Genomic DNA, 23,576 nt, shown 5'->3' on the forward strand with positions numbered 1-23,576 from the left:
CACCAGTGGAGTACCCATGCCCGTCGCACTCCTGGCCCTCGCTCTCGGGGGCTTCGGCATCGGCCTCACCGAGTTCGTGATCATGGGCCTGCTGCCGGAGGTCGCCGACGACTTCGCGGTCAGCGAGACCACGGCCGGCCACCTCATCTCCGGCTACGCCCTCAGCGTCGCGGTCGGCGCCATCGCGCTGACCCTGGCGCTCACCCGCGTCCCGCGCAAGACCGCACTGCTCGGCCTGATGGTCCTGTTCATCCTCGGCAACCTGATCAGCGCACTCGCCCCGACCTACGGATCCATGATGGCCGGACGCGTCGTCGCCGCGCTGTGCCACGGCGCCTTCTTCGGGATCGGCTCGGTCGTCGCGGCCGGTCTGGTCGCCCGGGAGCGTCGCGCCCAGGCCATCGCGCTGATGTTCGGCGGCCTGACCGTCGCCAACGTCCTCGGCGTTCCGCTCGGCACCATGCTCGGGCAGGCCGCAGGCTGGCGCGCCACCTTCTGGGCGATCACCGCCATCGGCGTCGTCGCCTTCGTCGGGATCGCCCTGCTCGTCCCGGCCCGCACCGCCCGCGGGGAGGCGCACGCCGGTGTACGCCACGAACTGTCGGCCTTCGCCCACCCGCAGGTCTGGCTGTCGATCGCGGTCACGATCCTCGGCTACGGCGGCATGTTCGGCGGCTTCACCTACATCGCCTACACCCTCACCGAGGTCGGCGGCTTCTCCGACCACGCCGTCCCGTGGCTGCTCGTCCTCTTCGGCGTCGGCCTGTTCGCCGGGAACCTGCTCGGCGGGCGCGCGGCCGACCGCGACCTCCTGCGCACGCTCGTCGTGGTCCTGGCCGCCCTCAGCCTCGTCCTCGCGCTCTTCGCGCTCACCGCCGCGAGCCAGGTGCTCACGGTCCTGGCACTGCTGCTCATGGGCGGCTTCGGGTTCGCCACCGTGCCCGCGTTGCAGATGCGCGTCATGGCCCACGCCGACCGCGCTCCCACGCTCGCGTCGGGCACCAACATCGCGGCCTTCAACGTGGGCAACGCGTTCGGTGCCTGGCTCGGCGGGATCACACTCGCCGCGGGGCTGGGCTACACCTCGCCGCTCTGGGCCGGTGCCGCCGTCACCGCCGTCGGCCTGGCCGTCCTCCTCGTCGCCGCCCGTGTGCGCGGCGGAGAGCTGGCCGCATCGTCCGTTCGGTCCACCGGCGGGCCCGTGTCCGTCGGCGGTGAGTCGTGAAACCCACAGGAGTCCCGGGATGAGGCGGCGGGCGTGGTCCGCCATGTCCAGCTCGTGCGGATCGGGTCTCCCGGCGAAAGACGTGCGGCGGCCTCTCCCTTCCCGTGCGTACTGCTGCCCGATGCAGGCCTGGTGGATGAGGTCCCGGGGTACCGCCGACCGGTCACGCCCCGCGGCTCGCGTTCGGTCCGTTCGTCCGGACGGAAACTGATCATCGCCGCACGGGGGCGGTGACACAGCGTGTCACAGGGCACTCGTGGGTTCGGATGTCCCCGGCTCCGGGTGCTGGGTGCCGGAGGCGGCGAGCAGGAGTCCGTGCGGCCCCTGTCGGGTGGAGACGCGGGTTCCGGCGGCCACGCGCGCGACCGCCTCCGCGAACGCCCCGGCCATGTGTGCGGGGGTGTAGGCGGTCAGGGAGCGCTGGAGCGTACCCGTGTGCCCGACCATGCGGTCGTGGTCGGCGATGAGTTCGGCGATCGCCCCGGCGAGGACGCGGTGCCGGGGTCCGGTGTCCGGCTGGTCCGGCCCCATGCGGTTGCCGTTGGCGGAGAGGGAGCCGCCGTCCTCGATCACGAACCGGTGGCCGGTGCTCCCCGCGATCCCGCCCGGTTCCGCCAGCAGTTCGGCGAAGCCGTTGCCGTTGCCGGGGGCGACGAGGAACGGTGTGCCGCGTGCGGCGCATTCTGCCGCCACCAAGCCATAGGGCTCGATCTCCGAGGCGACGACGAGGGCGTCGGCGGCGTCGATGTCCGCGTTGACCAGTGCCCGGTCCTGGCTGAAGGGCAGGATCCGGACCAACCCGGGTCGGCCTGTCTGGGCGTCCATGGACGCTTGGAACGGAGTCACCCGCCCGGGAGACGTCCCCCGGACGGTGAGTCGGACGGCGTGGCCGTACCGGCGGAGGTCGCGAACCGCCAGCGCCACGTCGAGCACACCCTTGTTCCGGTCCTCGGCCCGGCAGAGCATGAGGAGTTCGAACACCGTGCCGGGCCGACTGGGGGCGCGTTCGGGGGAGGCGACCGTGACGCCCGGGACCAGTTCGTGAACCGCAGGAGCCGGGGCCGAGCACCCTTCGGAGATCAGGTTCCGGGCGTCTCGGGCGGCCTTGGGGCCCGGCGCGAACACGAGATCGGATGCTTGGAAGACGTCCCGGTGGATTCCCGCCACGAGATCGCCGCGTTCGGTGTCGTCGAGCGCCGTTCCAAGCCCTCGCGAGTCCAAGTGCAAAGCGTTGCCCGTGATCGCGGCAGGGTAGAAGGTCCTGCGCAGTAGGTTGGCCTCCCTGCCCGAGGTCCAGCCTGATCCGATCACCGCGTCGAAGTGGTAGGGGTTCGCTGGCAGACCGATGGCCTTCGGGTCTGCGCGACGTATCGCATCACGCAGTACAGAGCGAGCGTCGTCGACTCGTGTAGCACCTTGGCGCCCGGTGAGCGTAACGGCTTCAACGTTCCCGTAGCCACTGACTTCACCAACTGTCAACAGCGTGACCTGTGCGTGGTTTGCCAGCTCGGTCAGTAGCATGCGGTTGAGTACGGCTCCACCATCAGTGATGGCCGCGCTATGGAGCACCACCGCATAACGTCCGGGGCGCCGTCGGGCGACATTCAGTTCAGCGCCCCGTCACCGGCCCCAGGAAGGCGCACCATTCGTCGCCGGTGAAACCAAGGTGACCAAGCTTCACGTTCTGAGAATCCCGGACGTTGACGCGGTCACCGTCCTCAGCGATCTCCAGACAGTTGCCCTCGTAACTGCTGTAGGACGATTTACGCCACATGAGGCCGGTGATACCGGTCCCACTCTCCAATGGTGCACCTCCTTGTAGATCAGCTTCGAGCGAAGCTAGCCCAGACTATAAAGACAAACTAGTGCCAATGGTCAATTTAAGGACATACGCAACATAAGCATCATATCGGCTCCCATCCCGGGTGACATCGCGGGCAGTATGGGGAGCATGGCTACTCCACCCAGCGCCCACCACAACGTCTCCCGGGGGGCCGTGTACGGCCACCTGGTCCAGGCCAGGGACATCCACGGCGGCGTGACGATCAACGTGCGGTCCTCCCCCGCCGCCCCGACGTCGGACGTCTCCCTGGACCCGCCCAGGCTCGCCACCGCCGTACGCGGGCGCGACGACCTGCTGGACGCGTTCGGCGAGGCGATGCGGGCGGGCGCACCCGTTCCGCACATCCTCACCGGACCCGGCGGGTTCGGGAAGACCACCGTGGCCGCCGCGCTCGCCGAGCGGGCACGCTCCGACGGGTGGACGGTCTTCTGGGTACGGCCCGGCAGTGTCACGGCGAGCATGCTGGAGGCCGCAGTCGAGTTGGGCGGTTCCCGCGAAGAGGCCGAACGACTCCGAGGTACCCGGCACCAGGCGGCCCGGTGGGTGTGGCGTCACCTCGACGAGGCGCCCCGACCGTGGCTTCTGGTCATCGACAACGCGGACCGCCCCGAGGAACTGGACCCGGACAACCGCGTCGGTGCCCAACTGGGGTGGATGAGGGCGAGCCCGGGAGGGTTCGTCCTGGTGACGAGCCGGGTCGACGACCCCGCGCTCTGGGCCCCGGCCGAGGTCCACCGCATTGGTGAGCTGGATGTCCACTCCGCGACCACGGTGCTCACCGACCACGTGGAACTCCCCGACCTTCCCGGAGCCGACGTGTTGGCCGAACGCCTGGGCGGGGTGCCGCTGGCTCTCCACCTCGCCGGACGCATCCTGGCCACCCACCGGGTACTGTTCCCCGACGCTCACGCCCTGCTGGACCAGCTCGCTTCGGGCATCGAATCCCTGGACTACCTGGCAGCCCCCTTCACAGTGGGAACCGACGTGGACAGGAACCTGCTGTCCGGTGTCTGGGAGCTGTCACTCCGCCTGGTCACCGAGAAGGACCCGTACGCGGCCCCGCTTCTGCGTCTGCTCGCTGTCCTGGGGCCCGAGGCCACCGAGGTCCCCCTGCGCCGACTACCCATCTCCGAACTGTGGGAAGAACCGTTCGAGGGTATGGACGAGGCCGCCATGGCTCTGGCGATCAACGCCCTCGTGGTCCACGGACTCGTCAGTGTCACCAGCAATCAGGGGGAGACGACTCTCCGCCTGCACCCGCTCGTGTCCGAGAGCCTCCGTACCGGGTTCCGTGAGGAGGAGGCTCGCCTTCTCCACGTGGCGGAGACATTGCTGGACAGGGAGAGCGGTCGCGACCCCGGCCTGGAGGCTGTCGCCTACGCGGAGATCAGCAAAATCGGCAGCTGTGTCATGGACTTCTCCGACTCCACGACGGTCAGGCTGGCAACGAAGTCCTTCCAAGCCCTGATGTTCGCGGGAAACCAGGAAGAGGCGGAGCAGCACCTGCACACGACCGCCACCAACGCCCGAGCCTCGCTGGGCGACACACACCCCGAGACCCTGAGCGCTCGGCACTCGCTGGCTGACGCTGTCCGTGCCCAGGGCCGGGTCGAGGAAGCCGAGGAGATCTTCCGTGCCGTCGCGGACGACCGCGCGACCATTCTGGGACCGGACCACCCCGACACCCTGAGCAGCCGCCACCAGGTCGCCCTCATGGCGTATCTGCGGGACGACCTCGACACTGCTGAGAAAGGACTACGGGCCGTGCTGAAGGTCTGCGAACGCCTCGGCTCCCAGAACGACTCGACGGCCCTGTTCGCATTGGGAAACCTGGCCCACGTCCAACGGCGTCGGGGCGACTTCGACACCGCCGAGGAAAACCTCCACAGGATCCGCGAGGTGAGGATACGTGACCTGGGAGAAAAGCATCCGGACACACTGGCCGTCGATTTCCATCTGGCCGTGGTCGCGTTCGAACGAGGGGATCACGCGTCCGCGATGCGAAGTTTCGACCATTTGACAACGATTCGTGCTGCTGTGTTCGGTGAGCACCACAGCCTGACCGAACAGGCACGCGAGTGGAGGGAGAGGGTCGTGCGACAGCTCAGGGGAGACTGAGCCGCTACGCCTCGACGGAGATCAGGCGCACGAACCGCACCCACTCCGATACTCCGACACCGAACACCGCACCAGCCCGGTTTCGGGTGTCGCGCACCAGCATGACGGCGTGGTTGGAGAAGGCGACCTCCACACATCCACCGTTGGCTGCGTCGCCGTGGCTGCTCTTGAACCAACGTGTATCCGAGAGTGCCACCTCCACACAGTGGGCGAAGGCGTCGCTGTAGGAACTCTTGAACCAGCGGGGGGTCTGTTCGTCCATGCAGCCGATGCTGCCAGAGGGATCCCCGGCACGCCGGGGATTTCCGCCGTATCAGGCCACCGGCACGGCCTGCGGGGCGTTCTCCAGGTCCCCCGTCTCACCCTTCTGGTGGGCCCACCTCCCCAGCGTGTACACGTACACCAGGAACAGCACCTCGGCGACCACACCGATGCCGACCCGCAGCCACACGGCGTCCACCCACCCGGTCACGAAGCCCTCGATGAGCCCGGAGACGAACAGCACCACCGCGAGTCCCAGCACCACCGCGACGGCCGCCCGGCCCTCCTCGCCCAGCGCCCGCAACCGGGTGCGGTCACCCGGCGCGATGATCGTCCAGCCGAGTTTGAGGCCCACGCCGCCCGCCACGAACACCGCCGTCAGCTCCAGCAGCCCGTGCGGCAGGATGAGTCCGAAGAACACGTCCGCCCGGCCGTTGGCGATCATCATCCCCGCGGCCTGGCCCAGCCCCACTCCGTTGACCGCCAGCACCAGCAGCGTCGGCACCCCGAGGAACACCCCGTAGATGATCGCCTGCGCCGCGACCCACGCGTTGTTGGTCCACACCCGCGCGGCGAACGAACCGGCGGGGTTCTCCACGTAGTAGTTGGCGAACTCGTGGTCGACGTAGCGCGCCATGTCCCCGGGGGTGCCCACCGCGTACAGCGTCTCCGGACTGGTGACCAGCCACGTGGCCGTCGCCGCGGCCACCAGCACCGTTCCCGCCGTCACCGCGATCCACCACCACCGCAGCCGGTACAGCACGGCCGGGAACACACGGGTGAAGAACCCGGCCACGTCCCGCCAGGCGGAGGCGTGCGAACCGGTCACCGCCGAGCGCGCGCGTGCCACCAGCGCCGACAGGCGACCGACCAGTGCCGGGTCCTGCCCGGAGGAGCGCACCACCGACAGGTGGGTGGAGACCTTCTGGTAGAGGTCCACCAGTTCGTCGATCTCCTCGCCGGCCAGCCGCCGGCGCCGGCTCACCAGGCGGTCCAGCCGTTCCCACTCGGGGGCGTGCGCCGCCGCGAACACGTCGATATCCACGCATGAGACCCTACTCGGTCGGCGTATCGGCTCCGTGCCCGCGATGACCGCGCCCGCGATGTCCGGGAACCGCAGGTGGCGGTAGGGTCGGAGGATACGGTTCGCACTTCGAGGGAGCGTGTGCAGGTGTCCCACCCCGGCGGCGAGGCCCGCGAGGACGTGTCCGGCACGACTCCGCTGGTGACGGGTGACGCGGTGGTGCTCGACCTGCGACCGGCGGGCTTCGCCACGCGCGCGGCGGCGCTGGCTCTGGACGTCCTCCTCCAGCTCATCCTCCTGGCGGCCATGGGCGTGGCCGCGACCTGGGTCGGCACGGGCCTGGACCCGGCCGCCACGGCGGCGTTCAGCACCGCGACGGTCATCCTCATCATCGTCGGCTACCCGACGGCCTTCGAGACCATCTCCCGCGGCCGCTCCCTGGGCAAGCTGGCGTTGGGGCTGCGCGTGGTGGGCACCGACGGCTCCCCCGTCCGGTTCCGTCAGGCCCTGGCCCGCGCCCTGGCCGGGTTCCTGGAGATCTGGCTGACGACCGGTGTCATCGCCCTGTTCACGTCGATGATCAACCGCGACGGCCGCCGTATGGGCGACTTCGTCGCGGGGACGATGGTCGTCGAGGAACGCACCGGAGGCAGCCGCCGGGAGTTCATCCCGATGCCCCCGTACCTGGCCGCCTGGGCCGCCAACGCCGAGCTGTCCCGGCTGTCGCCGGAGACCGCGGCCTCCGCCCGCCAGTACGTCCTGCGTTACGGGGAACTGGCCGACCACACACGCCACGAGATGGGTGTCCGCCTGGCCAACGCGGTGGCCGCGCAGATCAGCCCGCCTCCGCCCGCGGGAACCGCCCCGCCGCACTTCCTGGCCGCGGTGCTCGCCGAACGCCGCCGCAGACACGAGGAGGCCGCGTGGCGTGACGGCGCCACCGGTGCGGGTCCGACCGGCTGAACCCGTCAGGGGCGCCAGGAGCGCAGGTAGGCGTCCTGTTCGCGGGTGAGCACGTCGATGCCGACCCCCAGCTCCGCGAGTTCGAGCCTGGCCACCTCGGTGTCGGTCTCCTCCGGCACCTCCACCACACCCGGCTCCAGGTCCGCGTGGTTGCGCGCCAGCCACTCCGTGGTCAGCGCCTGCACAGCGAAGGACATGTCCATGACGGCGGCCGGGTGCCCTTCCGCCGCACCCAGATTGACCAGGCGCCCCTCGGAGAGCAGGAGGACGCGGCGACCGTCCCCGAACACGTACTCGTCCGCCTGTTCACGCACCCCGCGGTTCACCCGGACCGCCAGCCGCTCCAGCGCCACGAGGTCGATCTCCAGGTCGAAGTGGCCCGAGTTGGCCAGGATCGCCCCGTCCCGCATCCGCACCAGGTGCTCGCCCCGGACGACGTCCCGGTTGCCGGTCACGGTGACGAACACGTCCCCGAGCGGCGCGGCCTCGTCCATGGTGGTGACCGTGTACCCCTGCATGACGGCGTCCAGGGCCTTGACCGGGTCGACCTCGGTGACCACCACGCGGGCGCCCATGCCCCGGGCGCGCTCGGCGAGGCCGCGACCGCAGTAGCCGAACCCGGCCACGACGACGGTCCTGCCCGCGAGCATCGCGTTCGTGGCCCGCAGGATGCCGTCTATCGTCGACTGCCCCGTGCCGTAGCGGTTGTCGAACATGCGCTTGGTGGCGGTGTCGTTGACCGCGACCATCGGCAGCCGCAGCTCACCCGCCGCGCTCATGCGGCGCAGCCGGATCACGCCGGTCGTGGTCTGCTCGCACCCGCCCAGCACCCCCTCCAGGAGGTCGGGGCGGACCGCGTGCACCGTGTTCACGAGGTCGCAGCCGTCGTCGAGGAGCAGGTGGGGCCGCGCCTCCAGGACGGTGACGAGGTTGCGGTCGTAGGCCTCCTGGTCCATCCCCGCCCACGCGTGGACCGCCACGCCGTACTCGGTGACCAGCGCCGCGGCGGTGTCGTCCTGGGTGGACAGGGGGTTGGAGGCGGCCAGCCAGACCTCGGCTCCGCCCGCGCGCAGCACGCGCAGCAGGTTCGCCGTCTCCGCGGTCACGTGCAGGCACGCGGCGACGCGCAGACCGTCCAGGGGCCGGTCCCGCGTGAACCGCTCGCGGACGCTGCGCAGGACGGGCATCGAGCGTTCCGCCCAGTCCGCCCTGCGCACCCCGGCGGCGGCGAGGCCGAGGTCCGCCACCTCGTGCGAGGGGCCAGTGCTCACTGCATCACTCTCTCGTGGGCCGGGCCGGGGAGGGTTCCCCCGGCCCGGCGCGCACCGCCGGTACCGGCGGTGTTCGTTCCTAGTAGCGGTAGTGCTCGGGCTTGTAGGGGCCCTCGACGTCCACGCCGATGTAGGCGGCCTGCTCCTTGGTGAGCGTGGTCAGCCTGACGCCCAGGGCGTCCAGGTGCAGACGCGCGACCTTCTCGTCGAGGATCTTCGGCAGCGTGTACACGTCGGTCGGGTACTCGTCCGGCTTGGTGAACAGCTCGATCTGCGCGATGACCTGGTTGGTGAAGCTGTTGGACATCACGAAGCTCGGGTGGCCGGTGGCGTTGCCCAGGTTGAGCAGGCGCCCCTCGGAGAGGACGAGGACGGACGTGCCGTCGCTGAGGGTCCACTCGTGGACCTGCGGCTTGATCTCCTTCTTCGTGATCCCGGGGACCTTCGCCAGCCCGGCCATGTCGATCTCGTTGTCGAAGTGGCCGACGTTGCCGATGATCGCCTGGTGCTTCATCCGGGTGATCTGGTCGGCCATGATCACGTTGAAGTTGCCGGTGGTGGTGATGAAGATGTCACCGGTCTCCAGGACGTCGTCCAGGGTGCTGACCTGGAACCCGTCCATGGCGGCCTGGAGCGCGTTGATCGGGTCGACCTCGGTCACGATCACCCGGGCGCCCTGGCCGCGCAGGGCCTCGGCGGAACCCTTGCCGACGTCGCCGTAGCCGCACACCACGGCCACCTTGCCGCCGATGAGGACGTCGGTGGCGCGCATGATGCCGTCAGGCAGCGAGTGGCGGATGCCGTACTTGTTGTCGAACTTGCTCTTGGTGACCGAGTCGTTGACGTTGATGGCGGGGAAGGCGAGGTTGCCGTCACGCTGCATCTCGTACAGGCGGTGGACGCCGGTCGTGGTCTCCTCGGTGACGCCCTTGATGCCCGCGGCGATCTTCGTCCACTTCTGCGGGTCCTTGGCCAGGCTCTCACGCAGCAGGCGCAGGACGACGCCGAACTCCTCGCTGTCGGCGGTCTCCGGGTCGGGGACGGCGCCGGCGTGCTCGTACTCGGCGCCCTTGTGGACGAGCATGGTGGCGTCGCCGCCGTCGTCGAGGATCATGTTGGGGCCCTCGTCGCCCGGCCAGGTGAGCGCCTGCTCGGTGCACCACCAGTACTCCTCCAGCGTCTCGCCCTTCCAGGCGAACACCGGGACGCCCCGGGGGTCCTCGACGGTGCCGTCGGGGCCCACGACCACGGCGGCCGCCGCGTGGTCCTGGGTGGAGAAGATGTTGCAGCTGACCCAGCGCACCTCGGCGCCCAGGGCGACCAGGGTCTCGATGAGCACGGCGGTCTGCACGGTCATGTGCAGGGAGCCCATGATGCGGGCGCCCCGCAGGGGCTTGCTGTCGCCGTACTCCGCGCGAGTGGCCATGAGACCGGGCATCTCGTGCTCGGCGAGCCGGATCTCGTCGCGGCCGAACTCGGCCAGGGACAGATCGGCGACCTTGAAGTCGAAAGCCATGCGTTCCTCACTCGTGATCGTGGTGGCGCCCCTGATTCTAGGCACGCTCGCGCGCGCGTGGAGTAATTATGACAATCGATTGTCAGTTTTGCTTCGACTCGTCGGGAAAGTGGGTTAGGCTCGCGTCCATGGCCGCCCTCGACGACGCCTCGCCCGTATCCGACCGGCCCTCCGCACCGGGCGGACCCGTACCGATCTCGACCGCCGCCGAGCAGGTGGGCACGACCGCGCGCATGTTGCGCTACCGCGAGGGCCTGGGGCTGCTTCCCCGCACGCAGGAGCGGCCCACCGGACGCGGCCACCGCCACCGCCGGTTCACCGGGGAGGACCTGCGCACGATCGCGGCCGGCCTGGAGATGGAGCGCGAGTTCGACATCCCGCCCGCCGCCCTGGCGTTCGCGCTGCGCGTGCTGGCCGAACCCGAGGTCCTGGCGCGGGTGCGCCAGCACGGGGAGCGGCTCGGCAGGCTCACCGCCGCCCCGGCCCGGGCGATGGACTTCGAGAAGGAGAAGGCGATGCGTCTGCTCCACCACCGCCGTGCCTGAACCGACGACGCCCACGGACACCGTGGGTTGACACGCGCCTGCGGCCGGTCACGGCCACACGACCGGACCTCCGTCAGGTTTTGGCACCGAGTCCGCGGGCTACGGATCCACACGTGGATACCCTTAGCAGCGGTGTGGCCCTGAACCGCCTCCCAGGCCATGTGCGCGACGAGCTCACCGACGTGGAGCGCCTCCGGTCGATCTGGACCCGGTACCGCCACGGCCAGCCCCAGGAGGCGCGCAGGGCCGCGCGCAGAGCCCTGATCCGACGCCGCGTCCTGGACCTGGGCGGTGCGCCCGCCCTGGAGGACCTGGTGGTGTCCACCTCCGGGGAGGGGATGTCCGGGCAGCCGGTCTCCGCCGAGTACGTACGGGAACTGGCCCGGCGCGCCGCCGACCTCCCGGCCGACTGCGCCTCCCGCTCCCCCGCCCGGCCCCTCGGGGAGGAGGCGGCCCGCCGTCTGGCCGAGGCCGCCGCGATCCCCGCCCATCCCGTGGTCCGCGCCGCGCACACCTTCGCCGAGTGCGTCGCGGTCCTGCGCGAGCTCGACTCCGCGGAGGGCGGAACCGCCCCCAGACCGGAGTCCGCGGCCCCGACCGCCGCCGGGCCCGGCGGCGACCCGCCGTGGGCGCTGCCGTGGATCCTCGCCTCCCTGGTGCTCCAGCGCGCCGACTACCCGCCCCTGCCGCCGGAACCGCACGCCGGTCCGACGCGGCCGGACGGGCGGGATCCCGCGGCGCGGTTCGCCGCGCTGGTCCACCACTTCGCGCGCCTGGTGACCGGGGCCCTGCGCGACGAACTGTGCTGGGCGCCCGCGAGTGTTCCGCCCCCGCGGGCGCACATCCCCCCGTTGGCGTCGGTGATGTGTCGGCGGATCCAGGACTACGTGCGGTCCCGTCAGGCGTCGCTGGCCCTCATCCTCCAGACCCTGGCCCCGGACGCACGTACGGTCGTGCGCTCGGGCGGGTTCGACGACACCGGGGAGGACCCCTCGGCCCCGGCCCCCGCCTCCCGGACGGTCCTCACCCCCGGTGCCGCCCACTGGTGGACGGCCCTGGAACTGGTGGTCGGGGACGCGTCGCTGACGCTGTTCGTGGTCGTGCAGGAGGTCGGCCGACCCGACACCGGCGTCCTGGCCGTGACCGCCGACGCGCGGCTCACCACACCGGACGGAGTGCGCGACGCGTTGGACATCTCCGGGGCCGACAGCGTGACCGTGATCCCGACCGACTGCGTCGACGACCGCTGGCCGCAGGTCCGCGACCTGGTGGACGAGGCGGTCTCACGCGCGATGAACGCGCTCACCCGCGTGTGACCCCGCGCGGCGGCCCCGGGCGGCCCCGGGCCGGGGCCGGGCGGAGGACCGGGGCGGGCACCGCCTAGCTGACGGCCAGCAGCACCAGCACGAGGATCAGGATGACGATGGTGATGAGCACGGCCGGGATCACCCAGCTCTGCTGGAGCACCGAGTCCTGTTCCACCGGGCGCGGCATCGGCTGGCCCACCCCGGGGCGGGCGTAGGTCTGGTTGGGGTTGCCCGGGTGCGGCATCGGCCGCTGCTGGTGCTGCGGGTAGGCCCCGGGCATCCCCGGTCGGGGGTTCGTGGAACCCGGGTGCGGCCCGAAGGGCGGCGGGGTGTTGGCGATGGGCTGGCCCAGGGGACGCGGGTTGGACGTGCCCGGGTTCTGGCCCGTGCGCGGGTCGGACGCGTGCGACGGGTAACCCCCGAAGCCCTGCTGGGGACCCGTGCGCGGCAGGTGCTGCCCCATCGGCGGGGCCTGACCTCCGGTGAACGCGCCCCCGGCCTGGGCGATCTGCTCGCCCCGCTGGAGGGCGTCGTCCGTGGAGGGGGCCTCCTCGGTCCCCTCGTGGCCCAGCAGGCGCATGAGCAGGGTCTGCGCGCTGGGGCGCCGGGCGGGGTTCTTGTCCAGGCAGGACTCGACGACCGGCCGCAGCGCCTCGTCCAGGCCCTCCAACTCGGGCGGTGCGCTGATCACCCGGTGCACCACCGCGGGAACGGTGTCCGCGCCGAACGGCGCGTGCCCGGTGGAGGCGAAGGCGATGACGCAGCCCCAGGCGAAGATGTCGCACTTGTCGGTGACCCCGCGCCCCTCGATCTGCTCGGGCGCCATGTAGGAGGGCGTCCCCACGATCGAGTTGGTCAGGGTGGCCGTGCCGTCGTCCATGCGCGCGATGCCGAAGTCGATCACCCGCGGGCCGTCCTGGCCCAGCAGCACGTTGCCGGGCTTGAAGTCGCGGTGGACGATGCCCGCCTTGTGGATGGCCACCAGCGCGGTGGCCGTGGACACCGCGAGCCGCTGGAGTTTGGAACCCCGCAGCGGTGCGCCCTTGGCCACGGTGTCCTGGAGGTCCCTGCCCTGCACGAACTCGCTGACCACGTAGGGCGGGTCCTGGTCGAGCTGGGCGTCGAGGATCGCGGCCGTACAGAACGACGCGACCTTCTGCGCGGCCCGGACCTCCTTGGCGAACCGCCGGCGCAGCTCACCGTCGCCCGACCACTGGTCGTTGAGGACCTTGACCGCGACCTGGTCGCCCTCACCGTCCTCGGCCAGGTAGACCACGCCCTGCCCGCCCTTGCCCAGCCGACCGGTCACGCGGTACTCGCCGAACCCTGCGGGGTCGCTCGGCTGTAGCGGTTCGGGACCGGGCATCAGTGTCCTCCAGGGCTTTCGTGCGGGGCGCGCAGCAAACAGGTTACGGGGCGAACGGCGAGACCGCGTCCCGGACGGTCACGCCCGAGCGGTTCCTCTCACCTCGCGTCGTAGCCGTTCTGACTGCTGAAGTGGCCAGAACGTTCCATCCGACCTCAATCGATTTTCCGCGCCTCGTCGACGAGCAGCACCGGGATGCCGTCCCGGATCGGATAGGCCAGCCCGCTCTCGTCGCAGACCAGTTCGTCGGTCTCGGGGTCGTGGCGGAGCGGGGCCTGGCTCTGCGGGCAGGCCAGGATGTCCAACAGCCACCCGTCGATCTTCGTGCTCATGTTCTCGTTCCTCGTGTGCTCGTGGGTGTGCCTGCGGCGCCTCGGCGCCGTGGGCACGTCCGCGCCGCGCGGACCGGCTGTGCCCGGCGCGGAACCTCCCCACCAGAATGCCTGGTCAGGCTCGGACGATGCTCAGGACCTCGTCGCGCAGCTTCGCCACGGTTCCCTCGTCGGACGCCTCCACGTTGAGCCGCAGGAGCGGCTCGGTGTTGGAGGCGCGCAGGTTGAACCAGGATCCGTCCGGCAGCCGGACGGTCAGGCCGTCGAGTTCGTCGACGGTGACGCCGTCCCTGTCGTCGAAGGCCGCGCGGACCGCCGCCATCCGGGAGGGCGCGTCGGCCACCGTGGAGTTGACCTCCCCGGACGACGCGTAGCGCGAGTACTCCCCGGTGATCCGGGACAGCGGACGGTCGTCCGAGCCCAGGACCCGCAGGACGTGCATCGCCGCGAGCATACCCGTGTCGGCCCGCCAGAAGTCCCGGAAGTAGTAGTGCGCGGAGTGCTCACCGCCGAAGATCGCGCCGGTCTCGGCCATGGTGGCCTTGATGAAGGAGTGGCCGACGCGGGTGCGGACGGGGACGCCGCCGCGCTCGCGGACGATCTCGGGGACGGCCGTGGAGGTGATGAGGTTGTGGATGATCGTGGCACCCGGTTCGCGCTCCAGTTCCTGGGCGGCGACCAGGGCGGTGACGGCCGAGGGGGGAACGGGCTCCCCGCGTTCGTCGACCACGAAGCAGCGGTCGGCGTCGCCGTCGAAGGCCAGGCCGATGTCGGCACCGGTCTCGCGCACCCTCGCCTGGAGGTCGACCAGGTTGGCCGGGTCCAGCGGGTTGGCGGGGTGGTTGGGGAAGGTGCCGTCCAACGCGAAGTACAGGGGCACGATCTCCAGCGGCAGGCCCTGTTCCAGGACCGCCGGGACGGTGTACCCGCCCATGCCGTTGCCCGCGTCGACGACCACCTTCAGCGGTCGGATGGCCGACAGGTCGACCAGGTCACGCAGGTAGGCGGCGTATCCCGGCAGCAGGTCGCGGCCGGTGACGGTGCCCGGGGGGCCGTCGTGCCCGGGAACCCCGTCCTCCGCCAGCCGACGGATCTCGTCGAGACCGGTCTCGCCGCTGATCGGCGCCGCACCGGCCCGGCACATCTTGATGCCGTTGTACTCGGCCGGGTTGTGGCTGGCGGTGAACATGGCGCCGGGCAGGTCGAGGTGGCCGGAGCCGTAGTAGAGGAGGTCGGTCGAGCCGAGCCCCGCGGACACGACGTCGACGCCCTGGGAGGTGACGCCGTCGGCGAAGGCCGCGGCCAGGTCGGGTGAGGAGGGGCGCATGTCGTGCGCGACCACGACGGCCGGGCCACCGACCACGCGGGCGAAGGAGGCACCGATCGCTCGTGCGATGTCGGCGTTGAAGGTGTCCGGGATCACACCGCGTACGTCGTATGCCTTGAAGATGCTTCGGAGGTCAGCCACGTCTTCTCCGGCCGGTCGGTCCTGCTCCTGGTTGGGTGGCGCGAGGGTTGCGCGCCGTACAAACCTAGCAAGGGGTCGCGAACGGCCGACGACGCCCGGGGGTGGAGCGCCCGTCCACGGAGGGTGACGGGGGCGAAGGTCGGCGGTCCGCCGCGGCGGCGCCGGGCCGCGGCGGGCTCAGCCCCGGTCGCGGGGGTCGTGGTCGCCCCGCCCGGGGTCGGACCGGACCACGCGCAGATGGCCGCGGCGCAGGGTCTCGGTTCCCTCGCCGACGGCGTCGTCCGCGGAGGCCGCGGGCGAGGGCGGGCGCGCCGCCTCACGCACGGCGTCCGCGAGGGCCTCCAGGTCGTCGCTGCCGGGACCGCCGCCCGACGTCTCGACCGGAAGCCGCACGACCTCCCAGCCGCGGGGGGCCGTCAGCCGGTCGGCGTGGACGGCGCACAGGTCGTAGCAGTGCGGTTCCACGTAGGCGGCGAGGGGGCCCAGCACGGCGGTGGAGTCGGCGTACACGTACGTGAGCGTGAAGACGGCGGGCTGCCTGCACGCGGTACGGGAGCAGCGTCGAACATGGCTCACAGCGTTTGACTGTATGCCTTTACCGGAAGACACGCCAGCATCGTCCCATGACGGCCGTCCCCGCGTGCCCCCGTCCGGTCCGTGTTCCGGGGAATCGGGGCTACGCGCGGGGCGGTTGATGGCTTAGTCTCGAAGTGTGCGACGAGTGCGCCTTTCCAGTGGCCAACCAGACCGAGTGCGGCGCCGGGACCGCCGCGGCCGAGGCATCCGCGGTCCTCTCGTGCCCTCCTACCTGCCGGTTTACCGCAGCCGAGCGCAGGCCTTCGACGATCTCGTCCTGGACGCGGTCGAACGCCTGGAGCGTCTGTGGGCACGCGAACTGGCGAATGTGGACTTCCTCGTCGAGGACGTCCCACCGGTTCCGGCCGGTGATCCCCTGACGGAGTCGATCCCCTTCTCCCGCCTGGAGACCGATCCGAACGGCAGGGCCCGCATCGTGGTCTACCGCCGTCCGGTGGAGATCCGGACCAAGGACCCGGAGGAGATGGCCCTGCTGGTCCACGAGGCGGTCGTGGAGGAGGTCGCCAACCTGCTGGGCGTGGAGCCGGAGTCCGTCGACCCCGAGGCGTGATCCCCGGAACGAAGCCGAGCGGAGGCCCCGGGGGGGTTCCGTTCGGACGCCGGCAGGGTTCTTATGGATGGGACTGCGCCGAAGGCGTCCGTTGAGGGTGGTGGCGGGCGACGGGCGGGCGAGTCGAGCCGCGAGCGAGAAACGAGCGCCAGGCGAAGACGAGGACGAAGAATCCCCGCCTTCGAGGCGCCCGAACCCGGGCCAAAGCGGAGCGGAGGCCCAAAGCAAGCAGGGCTCACGGCACGACGCCCACCATCGAGCCGCGCGCGACCGGCAGCCGCACCTCCACCGGCGCCGGCGGCACCGGGAGGACGCTCCATCCCTCCTGCGTGCCGAGGATCCGCGCCACGTGCACCGGCCCGGAGCCCTCCAGCAGCTCCAGGCGGACCGTGTTCCCCTCGTCCGACGGCAGGTCCCAGTCGGCTCCGGACACGAGTGTCGTTCCGCCGCCCAGGTCGACCCGGGCGGCGTCCCCCTGGGTCCCGTCGGCCCCCACCGGCGTCACCACCATGCGCACGTCCCCGTCCAGGGCGGTCATGACCAGGTCCACGTCCACTCCGTCCGGGACGAACGGCAGGACGGCCGTGGTGTCCAGGGGGTGGGCGAGCGGGGCCACTGCGGCCGGGTAGGCGGTGTCGGCGTCCTCCGCGAGGGCACCCGCCACCACCGGCGCGTCGGACTCCACGACGACCGTGCCGGGGCGCCCGGCCAGCGCCACCTCCAGGGTCACCCAGGCGGAGCCGGAGGGCGGGACGTCGAGGGTCAGCTCCTCCTCGTCGCCGTCGACCGGCAGGACGCGCACCCGGACCTCGGCGGAGTCCGCACCCGGACAGGTCACGAAGAGCCGCCGCGTGCCCTCGCCCTCGGGCAGCCCGGGGATCACGTGCCGCACGGCGGGACCCCGGGTGGGGGCGACCCAGGCGACCGCGCCGGAGGAGTGCTCAGCGAGCAGGGACGCCGCCACACGGCCGGTGCTGGTGCGTACGTGGACGCCGAGCGAGGCGGACTGCTGGATCAGCTCGGTCAGTTCGAGCTCGACGGACTCCCCCGCGGGCACGGAGACCCCCCGGCTCTCGTTCGAGAAGGACGGACCGTCCGTCGTGTACACGTCCACGCTGGCGGTCGCCGCGGTCCGCGACGGATTGGCCAGGTGGACGGTGAGCGCCTCGGTCTCCACCGGGTCGCCCTCGTTCTCCTCGTCGATCACGTGTCCCTGGCCGTCGCTGCCGACCCCGGCGTCCCCGCTGCCTCCGGGCAGGGCGAACCAGGTGCTCGTGGAGGGCTCGGCGCAACGGACCTCGGTCAGCCCGTCGCCGGTCACCGTGGTCTGCGCCGAGTCGAGCCCGGAGGCGAGGCTGCCCTCGGCCCGCAGGACGGTGGGGCCCTCGTCCCCCTCGGTCTCGGCCAGCCAGACGCTGCCGGGCTCGGCGAGCTCCTCGCCGATGTCGGCCCACAGCCTGCCCGCGTCATCGCGGCCCACCCTCGGTGCGTAGGCGGCGACGGTGCTCTCGCCCCCCTCGTAGGGCGCAGGGCACACCCGCGCGGCGAGGTCGGGGCGGACCGTGCCGGGTTCGGAGGTCCCGAGCGGGTCGCCCACGGGGACGAGGGTGACGCCGAACAGCGCGGCCAGCCCCAGGGCGACCAGCCCGAACAGCGCGAAGCGGTTCTCCACGATCAGCCGCATCAGGCCCCCTTCGTCGCGGTCGTGCTCCGCCCCGCGCGGCGGCGGCCGCCCCTGCGGTACCGGCGGCCGGTCCAGTGCGGTCGTCTCGGTCGGGGCGCGGGGGCGGACTCGATCATCCGCGCCTCCTCCTCGGTCCGGGCGCCGGGCGCCGCCAGGACGGCGACCACCAACAGCAGCGCGCCCTGGGTGGCCAGCCAGGCGGTGTGGACCGGGTCGGAGTACCACACACGCAGCTCACCGCCCCCGGGAAGCAGGTCCCACGCCTGGAGGCCGTTCTCGGTGTCGGCCGGGGCGAGGGCGGCCCCGTCGAGGGTGGCCCGCCACCCGTCGTCGGCCGACTCGGCCAGGAGGAGCCGCCGCCCGGCCCCGCCCGCGGGCAGGTCGGCGCCGGCGTCCAGTACGCGGGGCTCGCCGTCCTCGCCGACGACGCGCAGGGTCCCGGTGGGTTCGCCCACACGCCAGAGGCCGTAGCGGTCGGACAGCGACACGCGGAGCAGACCGGGTGTGCCGTCCAGGGTGGTGACCATCGAGGCGTCGTGGGCGTCGCCGATCTCCGGCCTCGGGTAGAGCACGTACTGGACCCCGTAGTCGGTCAGGGTGTGCAGGTGCTCCCCGCCCTGACCGGCGACGAGTTCGGCGACCGCCCGGTCCATGAGTTCCAGGGCCGACTCCGCGGGCACCACGCCCTCCTGCCCGATCCTGGGCTCCTCCCCGCGCAGGACGGTGTAGTCGACGCCGCCCTGTCCCGGGGTGACGACCAGGGTGCGGGGCGGGGTCCCGTCCTGGTCCACGACCTCCAGCGCGCGTGACACCACCATGTCCGCGCGACTGGTGAGCGGCCCGTCCACGCCCTCCCACATCCACAGCCCGGCGGCGGAGACCGGCGTGGCCAGCGCGAGGAGCGCCACGGCCACCGCGAAGACGCGCCGGAGCCCGCCGAGGCCCACCATGGGGCCCAGCGACCGCCCGGCAGTCGAGGCGGACAGCAGGACGGCGAGGGCGGCGAAGGACAGGGCCGCCCCGGGCCAGACCGGGGACGGGGGGCCGCCGGAGTACGGTTCGATCACCAGTCGGCTGGTCACGACCGCGACGAGCAGTCCGAACAGGGCCAGCGACCAGCCCGCGGCGACGATCATCCGGTCGCGCAGCAGCAGGAGCGAGCACAGGGCCGCGGCCGCGAAACCCGCGGTGACCCAGAGCGGCGGGGTACCGGCGCCGGCCGGGGAGAACAGGAGCAGCCGCCCCGCGGCGGCCGCCTCCGTGGACGGGTGCAGGCCCGCCTCCACCAGCCACAGCGTGGGGTGCCGGAGGAGTTCGAGCGACCACGGGAGCAGGAGCACGACCGGGACGGCCAGGGTCAGCGCGACGCTCACGTACAGCCGCCGCCCCAGGTGCCCGAAGGCCACCGCGACCAGGAGCCCGGTGACCAGGGACAGCACCCACACGAGCGGGACGAAGGCGGTGGCCGCGGCCAGGACCAGACCGAGCCCCCAGGCCGCGCGCCGGGACGGCCTGGGCGGTAGCGACACCAGCCGGACCGCCAGCAGCCCCATGACCGGGAGCAGGATGTGGACCAGGGCCGTGCCCAGGCGCCCCTGCGCGATCGCGCCCGTGGCCACGGGCAGCAGCGCGTAGACGGCCGCGGCCCACAGGCGGACCGGGCGCGGTTCCACGACCTCACGGGCGAGCAGGAAGGCCGTCAACCCGGACAGCGGAACGCAGCCGAGGAGGATCGCGGAGACGGCGATCCAGGGCTGGCCGAGGGTGAGCGTGGACAGCAGGGCGAGCAGTCCGACGTAGGGCGGTACCGGGGTGTCCGAGCCGAGCCCGTGCTCGGCCCACCCGGCCAGGTAGAGAGACCACAGGTCGCCCGCCGTACCCGCGACCGGGGGCAGCGCGCCGCCCGCGAGGAGGTCGCCGAAGAGCAGGGAGCGCTCGGCGACGAGCGCCACGACGGCCAGGCCCAGGACCAGCAGGGTGCCCGGCCGCAGGACGACTCGGCGCAGGAGGCTGGTCTGGTCGGCGAGCGCCGCGTCCTCGTCGTCGGGGCCGGGCGGTACGGTGACCGCCTGGTGGCGCCCCGGGGTGTTGAGGACGGGGTCTCCGGACAGGATCCCGGTGACGGCGTCCGCGAACTGGCGCAGGGCCACGCCCCGGGCGAGGAACGGGCGGATCGCGCTGTAGGTGCGGCGGCGGTCGCGGCGGCGCCGGAAGCGCGCCCGGGCCAGGCGGAACGGCCGCAGGTACACGAGCGTGATGGCGGCGGCCTCGTCCAGGGCGTTGCCCGGCTGCTTGACCAGCAGGTACATCACCACGCGCAGCAGGGAGGCGAGGGAGTTGCGCGCGAGCGCGGCCACCATGCCGCCGACGGGCAGGTTGGCCAGGAGGACGAAGACGGCGTGTCTGCGGTCCACCCGGCGCGGATGGTTGCGGGTGGCGGTGATGCGGCGGCGGCGTCGGGCCGAGGCCTCGGCGTGGTAGGCGACCGCGTCGGTGACCAGGACCGCGCGGAGACCGGCACCGCCCACGCGCCAGCAGAAGTCGATGTCGTCGCGGAAGAGCGGGAGCGCGGGGTCGAACCCGCCGAGCCGGTCCCACACGTCGCGGCGGACGAGCATGCCCGCGCTGGAGACGGCGAGGACCTGGCGGGTGCCGTCGTGCTGGCCGTGGTCGAACTCCCGCTGTTCGAGTCCGGTCTCACGGCGTCCCGCGCCGTCGATGGTGACGCCCGCCTCGACCAGACGGCGGCGGTCGAACCAGTCGCGGAGTTTGGGGCCGAGCACGGCGGCGCGCGGGTCCTGGTCCGCGGCGGCGAGCAGCCGTTCGAGGGTGTCGCGCTCGGGTGTGAGGTCGTCGTGGATGAGCCAGATCCACTCGACGGCGCCGTCGGAGGCACCGCCGACGCGGGTGGTGGAGCGCGGCAGGTCGAGCGCCCCGCGGACGGAGTCGCCGTATCCGGTCGTCTCCGGGAGGTCGAGGATCGCGTCGTCGGGCAGGTACTCGGCGAGGAGTTCGGCGCTGCCGTCGGTGCTGCCGGTGTCTGCGGCCACGACGCGCTGGACGGGCCGGGACTGGCCCCGGACTGCCTCCAGGGTCTCCGACAGCCAGCGTGCGCCGTCGTGGGAGACGATGACCGCGGTGACGACGTGTCGGGCGGGATCGTGGTCAAGCACGGCTGTGGTGTGTTCTCTTCCGGGAGAGGGGCGGGCCCGGGGGCTGGCGGTGGGGCGGTGCCCCGACCGTCGGGTGCGCGTACGCGTCAGGCGCCCGTCGGCCTTGCCCGGGGTCCGGTTCGGCACGGTTGGCCCGACGTGGCCGGTCCGGCACGGTGGGCGCGGGTCATCACCATACGCCACCCCGGCGCGTCGCGGGGTTGTTCCCCCAGGACACCCATGCGGCGACGTACCGGGGCATTCACGACACGACAGATGTGTACCGCAATCCTCACCAAAGTCCCAAACGGGATGGAACATGAAAAAGGCGCACCCGGACTCGCGGTCCGGATGCGCCTCGCGCGCGTGCCCCTAGAGCATCTCCGCCAGGAAATCGAAATCCCCTCCGGCGGCTTTCTTCAGCCTTCGGCGCTCACGCTCGGAGAGTCCCCCCCAGATGCCGAAGCGTTCGTCGTGCTCCAGCGCGTATTCCAGGCACTCCGCACGCACCTCGCACGACTGGCAGACCTTCTTGGCCTCCCGGGTCGATCCGCCCTTCTCGGGGAAGAACGCCTCCGGGTCGGTCTGCGCGCACAGGGCACGTTCCTGCCAGCCCAGATCCTCGTCCGAGCCGTGCGCCAGCGGGATCACCTCGCTCATGCGCACCTCCTGTTGCCCCCCATAGATGTCCCGGCCCTTTTCGTCCCCCAGGCCGGGTGGAATCCCACCTTGAAATTACACGCGGGCTCGTGACCAGGAGTCAAGCGCCCTGCGTGGTAATCCACTGAATATCATGTAACGAACCGCCAACGACGATCGTGCCATGTCCGTTCTGTGAATTACCACGCAATTCACGGCCTTCCCGGGCGGGAGGAGGCGCGGACGCGCCAGAGGGGGTCAGCGGTTGTCCTGCCCGCCGTACCAGCCCTGCTGGCCTCCGCTGTTGCCCTGTCCCTGCTGGTCAGAGCCGTAGTTGGTGCCTGCCTCGTACTGGCTTCCGTACGACGCGCCACCCTGCCCGGAGGCGTCCGTACCAGCCTGCTCCCCGGAGTTAAAGAAAGGGTCAACTCCGCTGTCGGACGGTGTGTCCTGCGCCTGCTGGGCCTGCTGAGCCTGCTGGGCCTGATCCGCGCCCTGGTACCAGCCGTACTGGATGGCGTCCTGGGCGGCCTGCTCACCCGAGGCGGCGGCCTGCTCGGTCCCCTGCTGGGCGTCGTAGGACTGCGGCGCGTACTGCGCGGGGTCGTACGCCTGCGCGGAGGCGTCCTGCTGGCCGTACTGCTGGCCGTACTGCTGCGCGTACTGGGACGGGTCGTAGGCCTGCTGGGCCCCCGTGCCGTAGGTGTAGCCCTGCTGCTGCCCCGAGGCGTCGTAGGGCTGCTGCCCGTAGGCCTGCTGGGCCGAGGCGTCGTAGACCTGCTGGCCGTAGGCCTGCTGCCCGCCGGTCCCGTACGGCTGCTGCGCGGACGGGTCGTAGGCCTGCTGGGCCCCCGTGCCGTAGGTGTAGCCCTGCTGCTGGGCCGAGGCGTCGTAGGGCTGCTGCCCGCCGGTCCCGTACGCCTGCTGCGCGGACGGGTCGTAGGCCTGCTGGGCCCCCGTGCCGTACGCCGCCTGCTGGGCGTCGTAGGCCTGGCCGTCCTGCCCGTACTGGGTGTAGGCCTGCTGCTGGCCGGAGACGCCCTGCGCGGCGTCCGTCGGCTGCGCGTACGCCTGACCGTAGGCCTGCTGCTGCCCCGACGCGGGCTGGGACGCGTCCTGGCCGTACACCTGGCCCGACGCGGTCTGCGTCGGGTCGGCGGCGGGGTAGCCGGGCTGGGCGTAGGCCTGCTGGCCGGCACCGTAGGGCTGCTGCGGGTTGTACTGGCCCTGCGGGGTCTCGCGCGGGACCAGCGTCGGGTCGTTGAAGACCTTGAGGAGGACGAAGCCGAGCAGACCCAGCACCCCGCCCTGGGCGAGCGTCGTGAAGAAGCCCGCGAAGCCGAGCCCGACGTTCTCGGGGACGATGAACCCGGTGATGAGGGAGATCGCGGCGAACAGCAGTCCGACGCCGACCATGATCAGCGCGGTGACGACGACGGGGGCGGCCGACGGACGCGTGCGCTCACTGGTGACGACCAGGGCGACGGCTGCGGCCAGGAGGACCACGTGCCACAACCCGAAGAAGCTGGAGGCCGCCGACTCCACCCCGACGGCGAAGCCTCCGGTGTAGTCGCTGGCCCACACGATCAGGCGGATCAGGCCAGCCAGCAGGGTCGCGCCCACGGCCCCGAGGAGGGCCCAGGCCCCCAGTGGGCGCAGGCGATCGAGTGTTTCGTTGTTCAAGAGAGGTTCCCCTCCGCTGGTTCCTCACCGTC

At 71.8% G+C, this 23,576-nt stretch carries 20 protein-coding genes; 6 read left to right on the forward strand and 14 right to left on the reverse strand.

Annotated elements, in window-relative coordinates; genetic code table 11:
* Positions 1-16 precede the first annotated feature (16 nt).
* Entirely contained in the window at positions 17-1,225 is a 1,209-nt protein-coding gene (locus ACTVAJ_RS00070; protein WP_470385902.1) for an MFS transporter, read from the forward strand.
* Between the two features lie 243 nt (positions 1,226-1,468).
* On the opposite strand, the gene ACTVAJ_RS00075 is transcribed toward ACTVAJ_RS00070, so the two are convergent.
* Together ACTVAJ_RS00075 and ACTVAJ_RS00080 are read right to left on the reverse strand one after the other, a co-directional pair.
* The gene (locus ACTVAJ_RS00075; protein WP_470385903.1) at positions 1,469-2,797 is read right to left on the reverse strand and encodes a glycosyltransferase family protein; all 1,329 of its coding nucleotides are present in this window, start codon (positions 2,795-2,797) and stop codon (positions 1,469-1,471) included.
* 37 nt (positions 2,798-2,834) lie between these two features.
* The gene (locus ACTVAJ_RS00080) at positions 2,835-3,029 is read right to left on the reverse strand and encodes a DUF397 domain-containing protein (protein ID WP_470385904.1); all 195 of its coding nucleotides are present in this window, start codon (positions 3,027-3,029) and stop codon (positions 2,835-2,837) included.
* Positions 3,030-3,176: 147 nt separating this feature from the next.
* Here ACTVAJ_RS00080 and ACTVAJ_RS00085 point away from each other — a divergent pair, with 147 nt between their 5' ends.
* On the forward strand, positions 3,177-5,186 hold the full coding sequence (locus tag ACTVAJ_RS00085) for a tetratricopeptide repeat protein (protein WP_470385905.1): 2,010 nt from the start codon (positions 3,177-3,179) through the stop codon (positions 5,184-5,186).
* A gap of 4 nt (positions 5,187-5,190) precedes the next feature.
* Here the strand turns inward: ACTVAJ_RS00085 and ACTVAJ_RS00090 are convergent, their stop codons facing one another.
* Together ACTVAJ_RS00090 and ACTVAJ_RS00095 are read right to left on the reverse strand one after the other, a co-directional pair.
* Positions 5,191-5,448 (reverse strand): DUF397 domain-containing protein, encoded by a 258-nt coding sequence (locus ACTVAJ_RS00090; RefSeq protein ID WP_470385906.1) that lies wholly within the window; start codon positions 5,446-5,448, stop codon positions 5,191-5,193.
* A gap of 51 nt (positions 5,449-5,499) precedes the next feature.
* A complete protein-coding gene (locus ACTVAJ_RS00095) occupies positions 5,500-6,492 on the reverse strand; it encodes a stage II sporulation protein M (protein WP_470385907.1) in 993 nt (330 codons plus the stop codon).
* A gap of 120 nt (positions 6,493-6,612) precedes the next feature.
* On the opposite strand from ACTVAJ_RS00095, the gene ACTVAJ_RS00100 reads away from it, so the two are divergent.
* Positions 6,613-7,434 carry an RDD family protein gene (locus tag ACTVAJ_RS00100; RefSeq protein ID WP_470385908.1) on the forward strand — a complete coding sequence of 274 codons (822 nt, stop codon included), beginning with the start codon at positions 6,613-6,615 and terminating at the stop codon, positions 7,432-7,434.
* A gap of 5 nt (positions 7,435-7,439) precedes the next feature.
* On the opposite strand, the gene ahcY (ACTVAJ_RS00105) is transcribed toward ACTVAJ_RS00100, so the two are convergent.
* Positions 7,440-8,705, reverse strand: a complete 1,266-nt coding sequence (gene ahcY / locus ACTVAJ_RS00105; RefSeq protein WP_470385909.1) for an adenosylhomocysteinase — start codon at positions 8,703-8,705, stop codon at positions 7,440-7,442.
* A gap of 79 nt (positions 8,706-8,784) precedes the next feature.
* Positions 8,785-10,221, reverse strand: a complete 1,437-nt coding sequence (ahcY, locus tag ACTVAJ_RS00110) for an adenosylhomocysteinase (protein ID WP_470385910.1) — start codon at positions 10,219-10,221, stop codon at positions 8,785-8,787.
* A 128-nt stretch (positions 10,222-10,349) separates the two neighbouring features.
* On the opposite strand from ahcY (ACTVAJ_RS00110), the gene ACTVAJ_RS00115 reads away from it, so the two are divergent.
* Positions 10,350-10,766 carry a MerR family transcriptional regulator gene (locus tag ACTVAJ_RS00115; protein WP_470385911.1) on the forward strand — a complete coding sequence of 139 codons (417 nt, stop codon included), beginning with the start codon at positions 10,350-10,352 and terminating at the stop codon, positions 10,764-10,766.
* Between the two features lie 113 nt (positions 10,767-10,879).
* A complete protein-coding gene (locus ACTVAJ_RS00120) occupies positions 10,880-12,082 on the forward strand; it encodes a hypothetical protein (protein WP_470385912.1) in 1,203 nt (400 codons plus the stop codon).
* Between the two features lie 64 nt (positions 12,083-12,146).
* Here the strand turns inward: ACTVAJ_RS00120 and ACTVAJ_RS00125 are convergent, their stop codons facing one another.
* The 4 genes from ACTVAJ_RS00125 to ACTVAJ_RS00140 all read right to left on the reverse strand — a co-directional run bounded on the left by ACTVAJ_RS00125 (position 12,147) and on the right by ACTVAJ_RS00140 (position 15,815).
* Positions 12,147-13,439 carry a serine/threonine-protein kinase gene (locus ACTVAJ_RS00125; protein ID WP_470385913.1) on the reverse strand — a complete coding sequence of 431 codons (1,293 nt, stop codon included), beginning with the start codon at positions 13,437-13,439 and terminating at the stop codon, positions 12,147-12,149.
* 155 nt (positions 13,440-13,594) lie between these two features.
* Positions 13,595-13,771 (reverse strand): Trm112 family protein, encoded by a 177-nt coding sequence (locus ACTVAJ_RS00130; protein ID WP_017596839.1) that lies wholly within the window; start codon positions 13,769-13,771, stop codon positions 13,595-13,597.
* A 115-nt stretch (positions 13,772-13,886) separates the two neighbouring features.
* Positions 13,887-15,239 carry a phosphomannomutase/phosphoglucomutase gene (locus tag ACTVAJ_RS00135; RefSeq protein WP_470385914.1) on the reverse strand — a complete coding sequence of 451 codons (1,353 nt, stop codon included), beginning with the start codon at positions 15,237-15,239 and terminating at the stop codon, positions 13,887-13,889.
* Positions 15,240-15,416: 177 nt separating this feature from the next.
* Positions 15,417-15,815, reverse strand: a complete 399-nt coding sequence (locus tag ACTVAJ_RS00140; protein ID WP_470385915.1) for a DUF3499 domain-containing protein — start codon at positions 15,813-15,815, stop codon at positions 15,417-15,419.
* Between the two features lie 175 nt (positions 15,816-15,990).
* Between ACTVAJ_RS00140 and ACTVAJ_RS00145 the strand changes: the two genes are divergently transcribed.
* Entirely contained in the window at positions 15,991-16,386 is a 396-nt protein-coding gene (locus tag ACTVAJ_RS00145; RefSeq protein ID WP_470385916.1) for a metallopeptidase family protein, read from the forward strand.
* A gap of 235 nt (positions 16,387-16,621) precedes the next feature.
* On the opposite strand, the gene ACTVAJ_RS00150 is transcribed toward ACTVAJ_RS00145, so the two are convergent.
* The 4 genes from ACTVAJ_RS00150 to ACTVAJ_RS00165 form a co-directional block, all read right to left on the reverse strand.
* Positions 16,622-18,070, reverse strand: a complete 1,449-nt coding sequence (locus ACTVAJ_RS00150; protein WP_470385917.1) for a DUF5719 family protein — start codon at positions 18,068-18,070, stop codon at positions 16,622-16,624.
* A complete protein-coding gene (locus tag ACTVAJ_RS00155; protein WP_470385918.1) occupies positions 18,070-21,243 on the reverse strand; it encodes a glycosyltransferase in 3,174 nt (1,057 codons plus the stop codon). The genes ACTVAJ_RS00150 and ACTVAJ_RS00155 overlap by 1 nt, the downstream gene beginning before the upstream one ends.
* Positions 21,244-21,594: 351 nt before the next feature.
* Positions 21,595-21,882 carry a WhiB family transcriptional regulator gene (locus ACTVAJ_RS00160; RefSeq protein ID WP_013154770.1) on the reverse strand — a complete coding sequence of 96 codons (288 nt, stop codon included), beginning with the start codon at positions 21,880-21,882 and terminating at the stop codon, positions 21,595-21,597.
* Positions 21,883-22,119: 237 nt separating this feature from the next.
* Positions 22,120-23,544: a hypothetical protein gene (locus ACTVAJ_RS00165; RefSeq protein ID WP_470385919.1), complete on the reverse strand. Its 1,425-nt coding sequence runs from the start codon at positions 23,542-23,544 to the stop codon at positions 22,120-22,122.
* Positions 23,545-23,576: the final 32 nt, after the last annotated feature.

It is taken from the genome of Nocardiopsis sp. KDC1DS13DA1, from assembly GCF_055632325.1.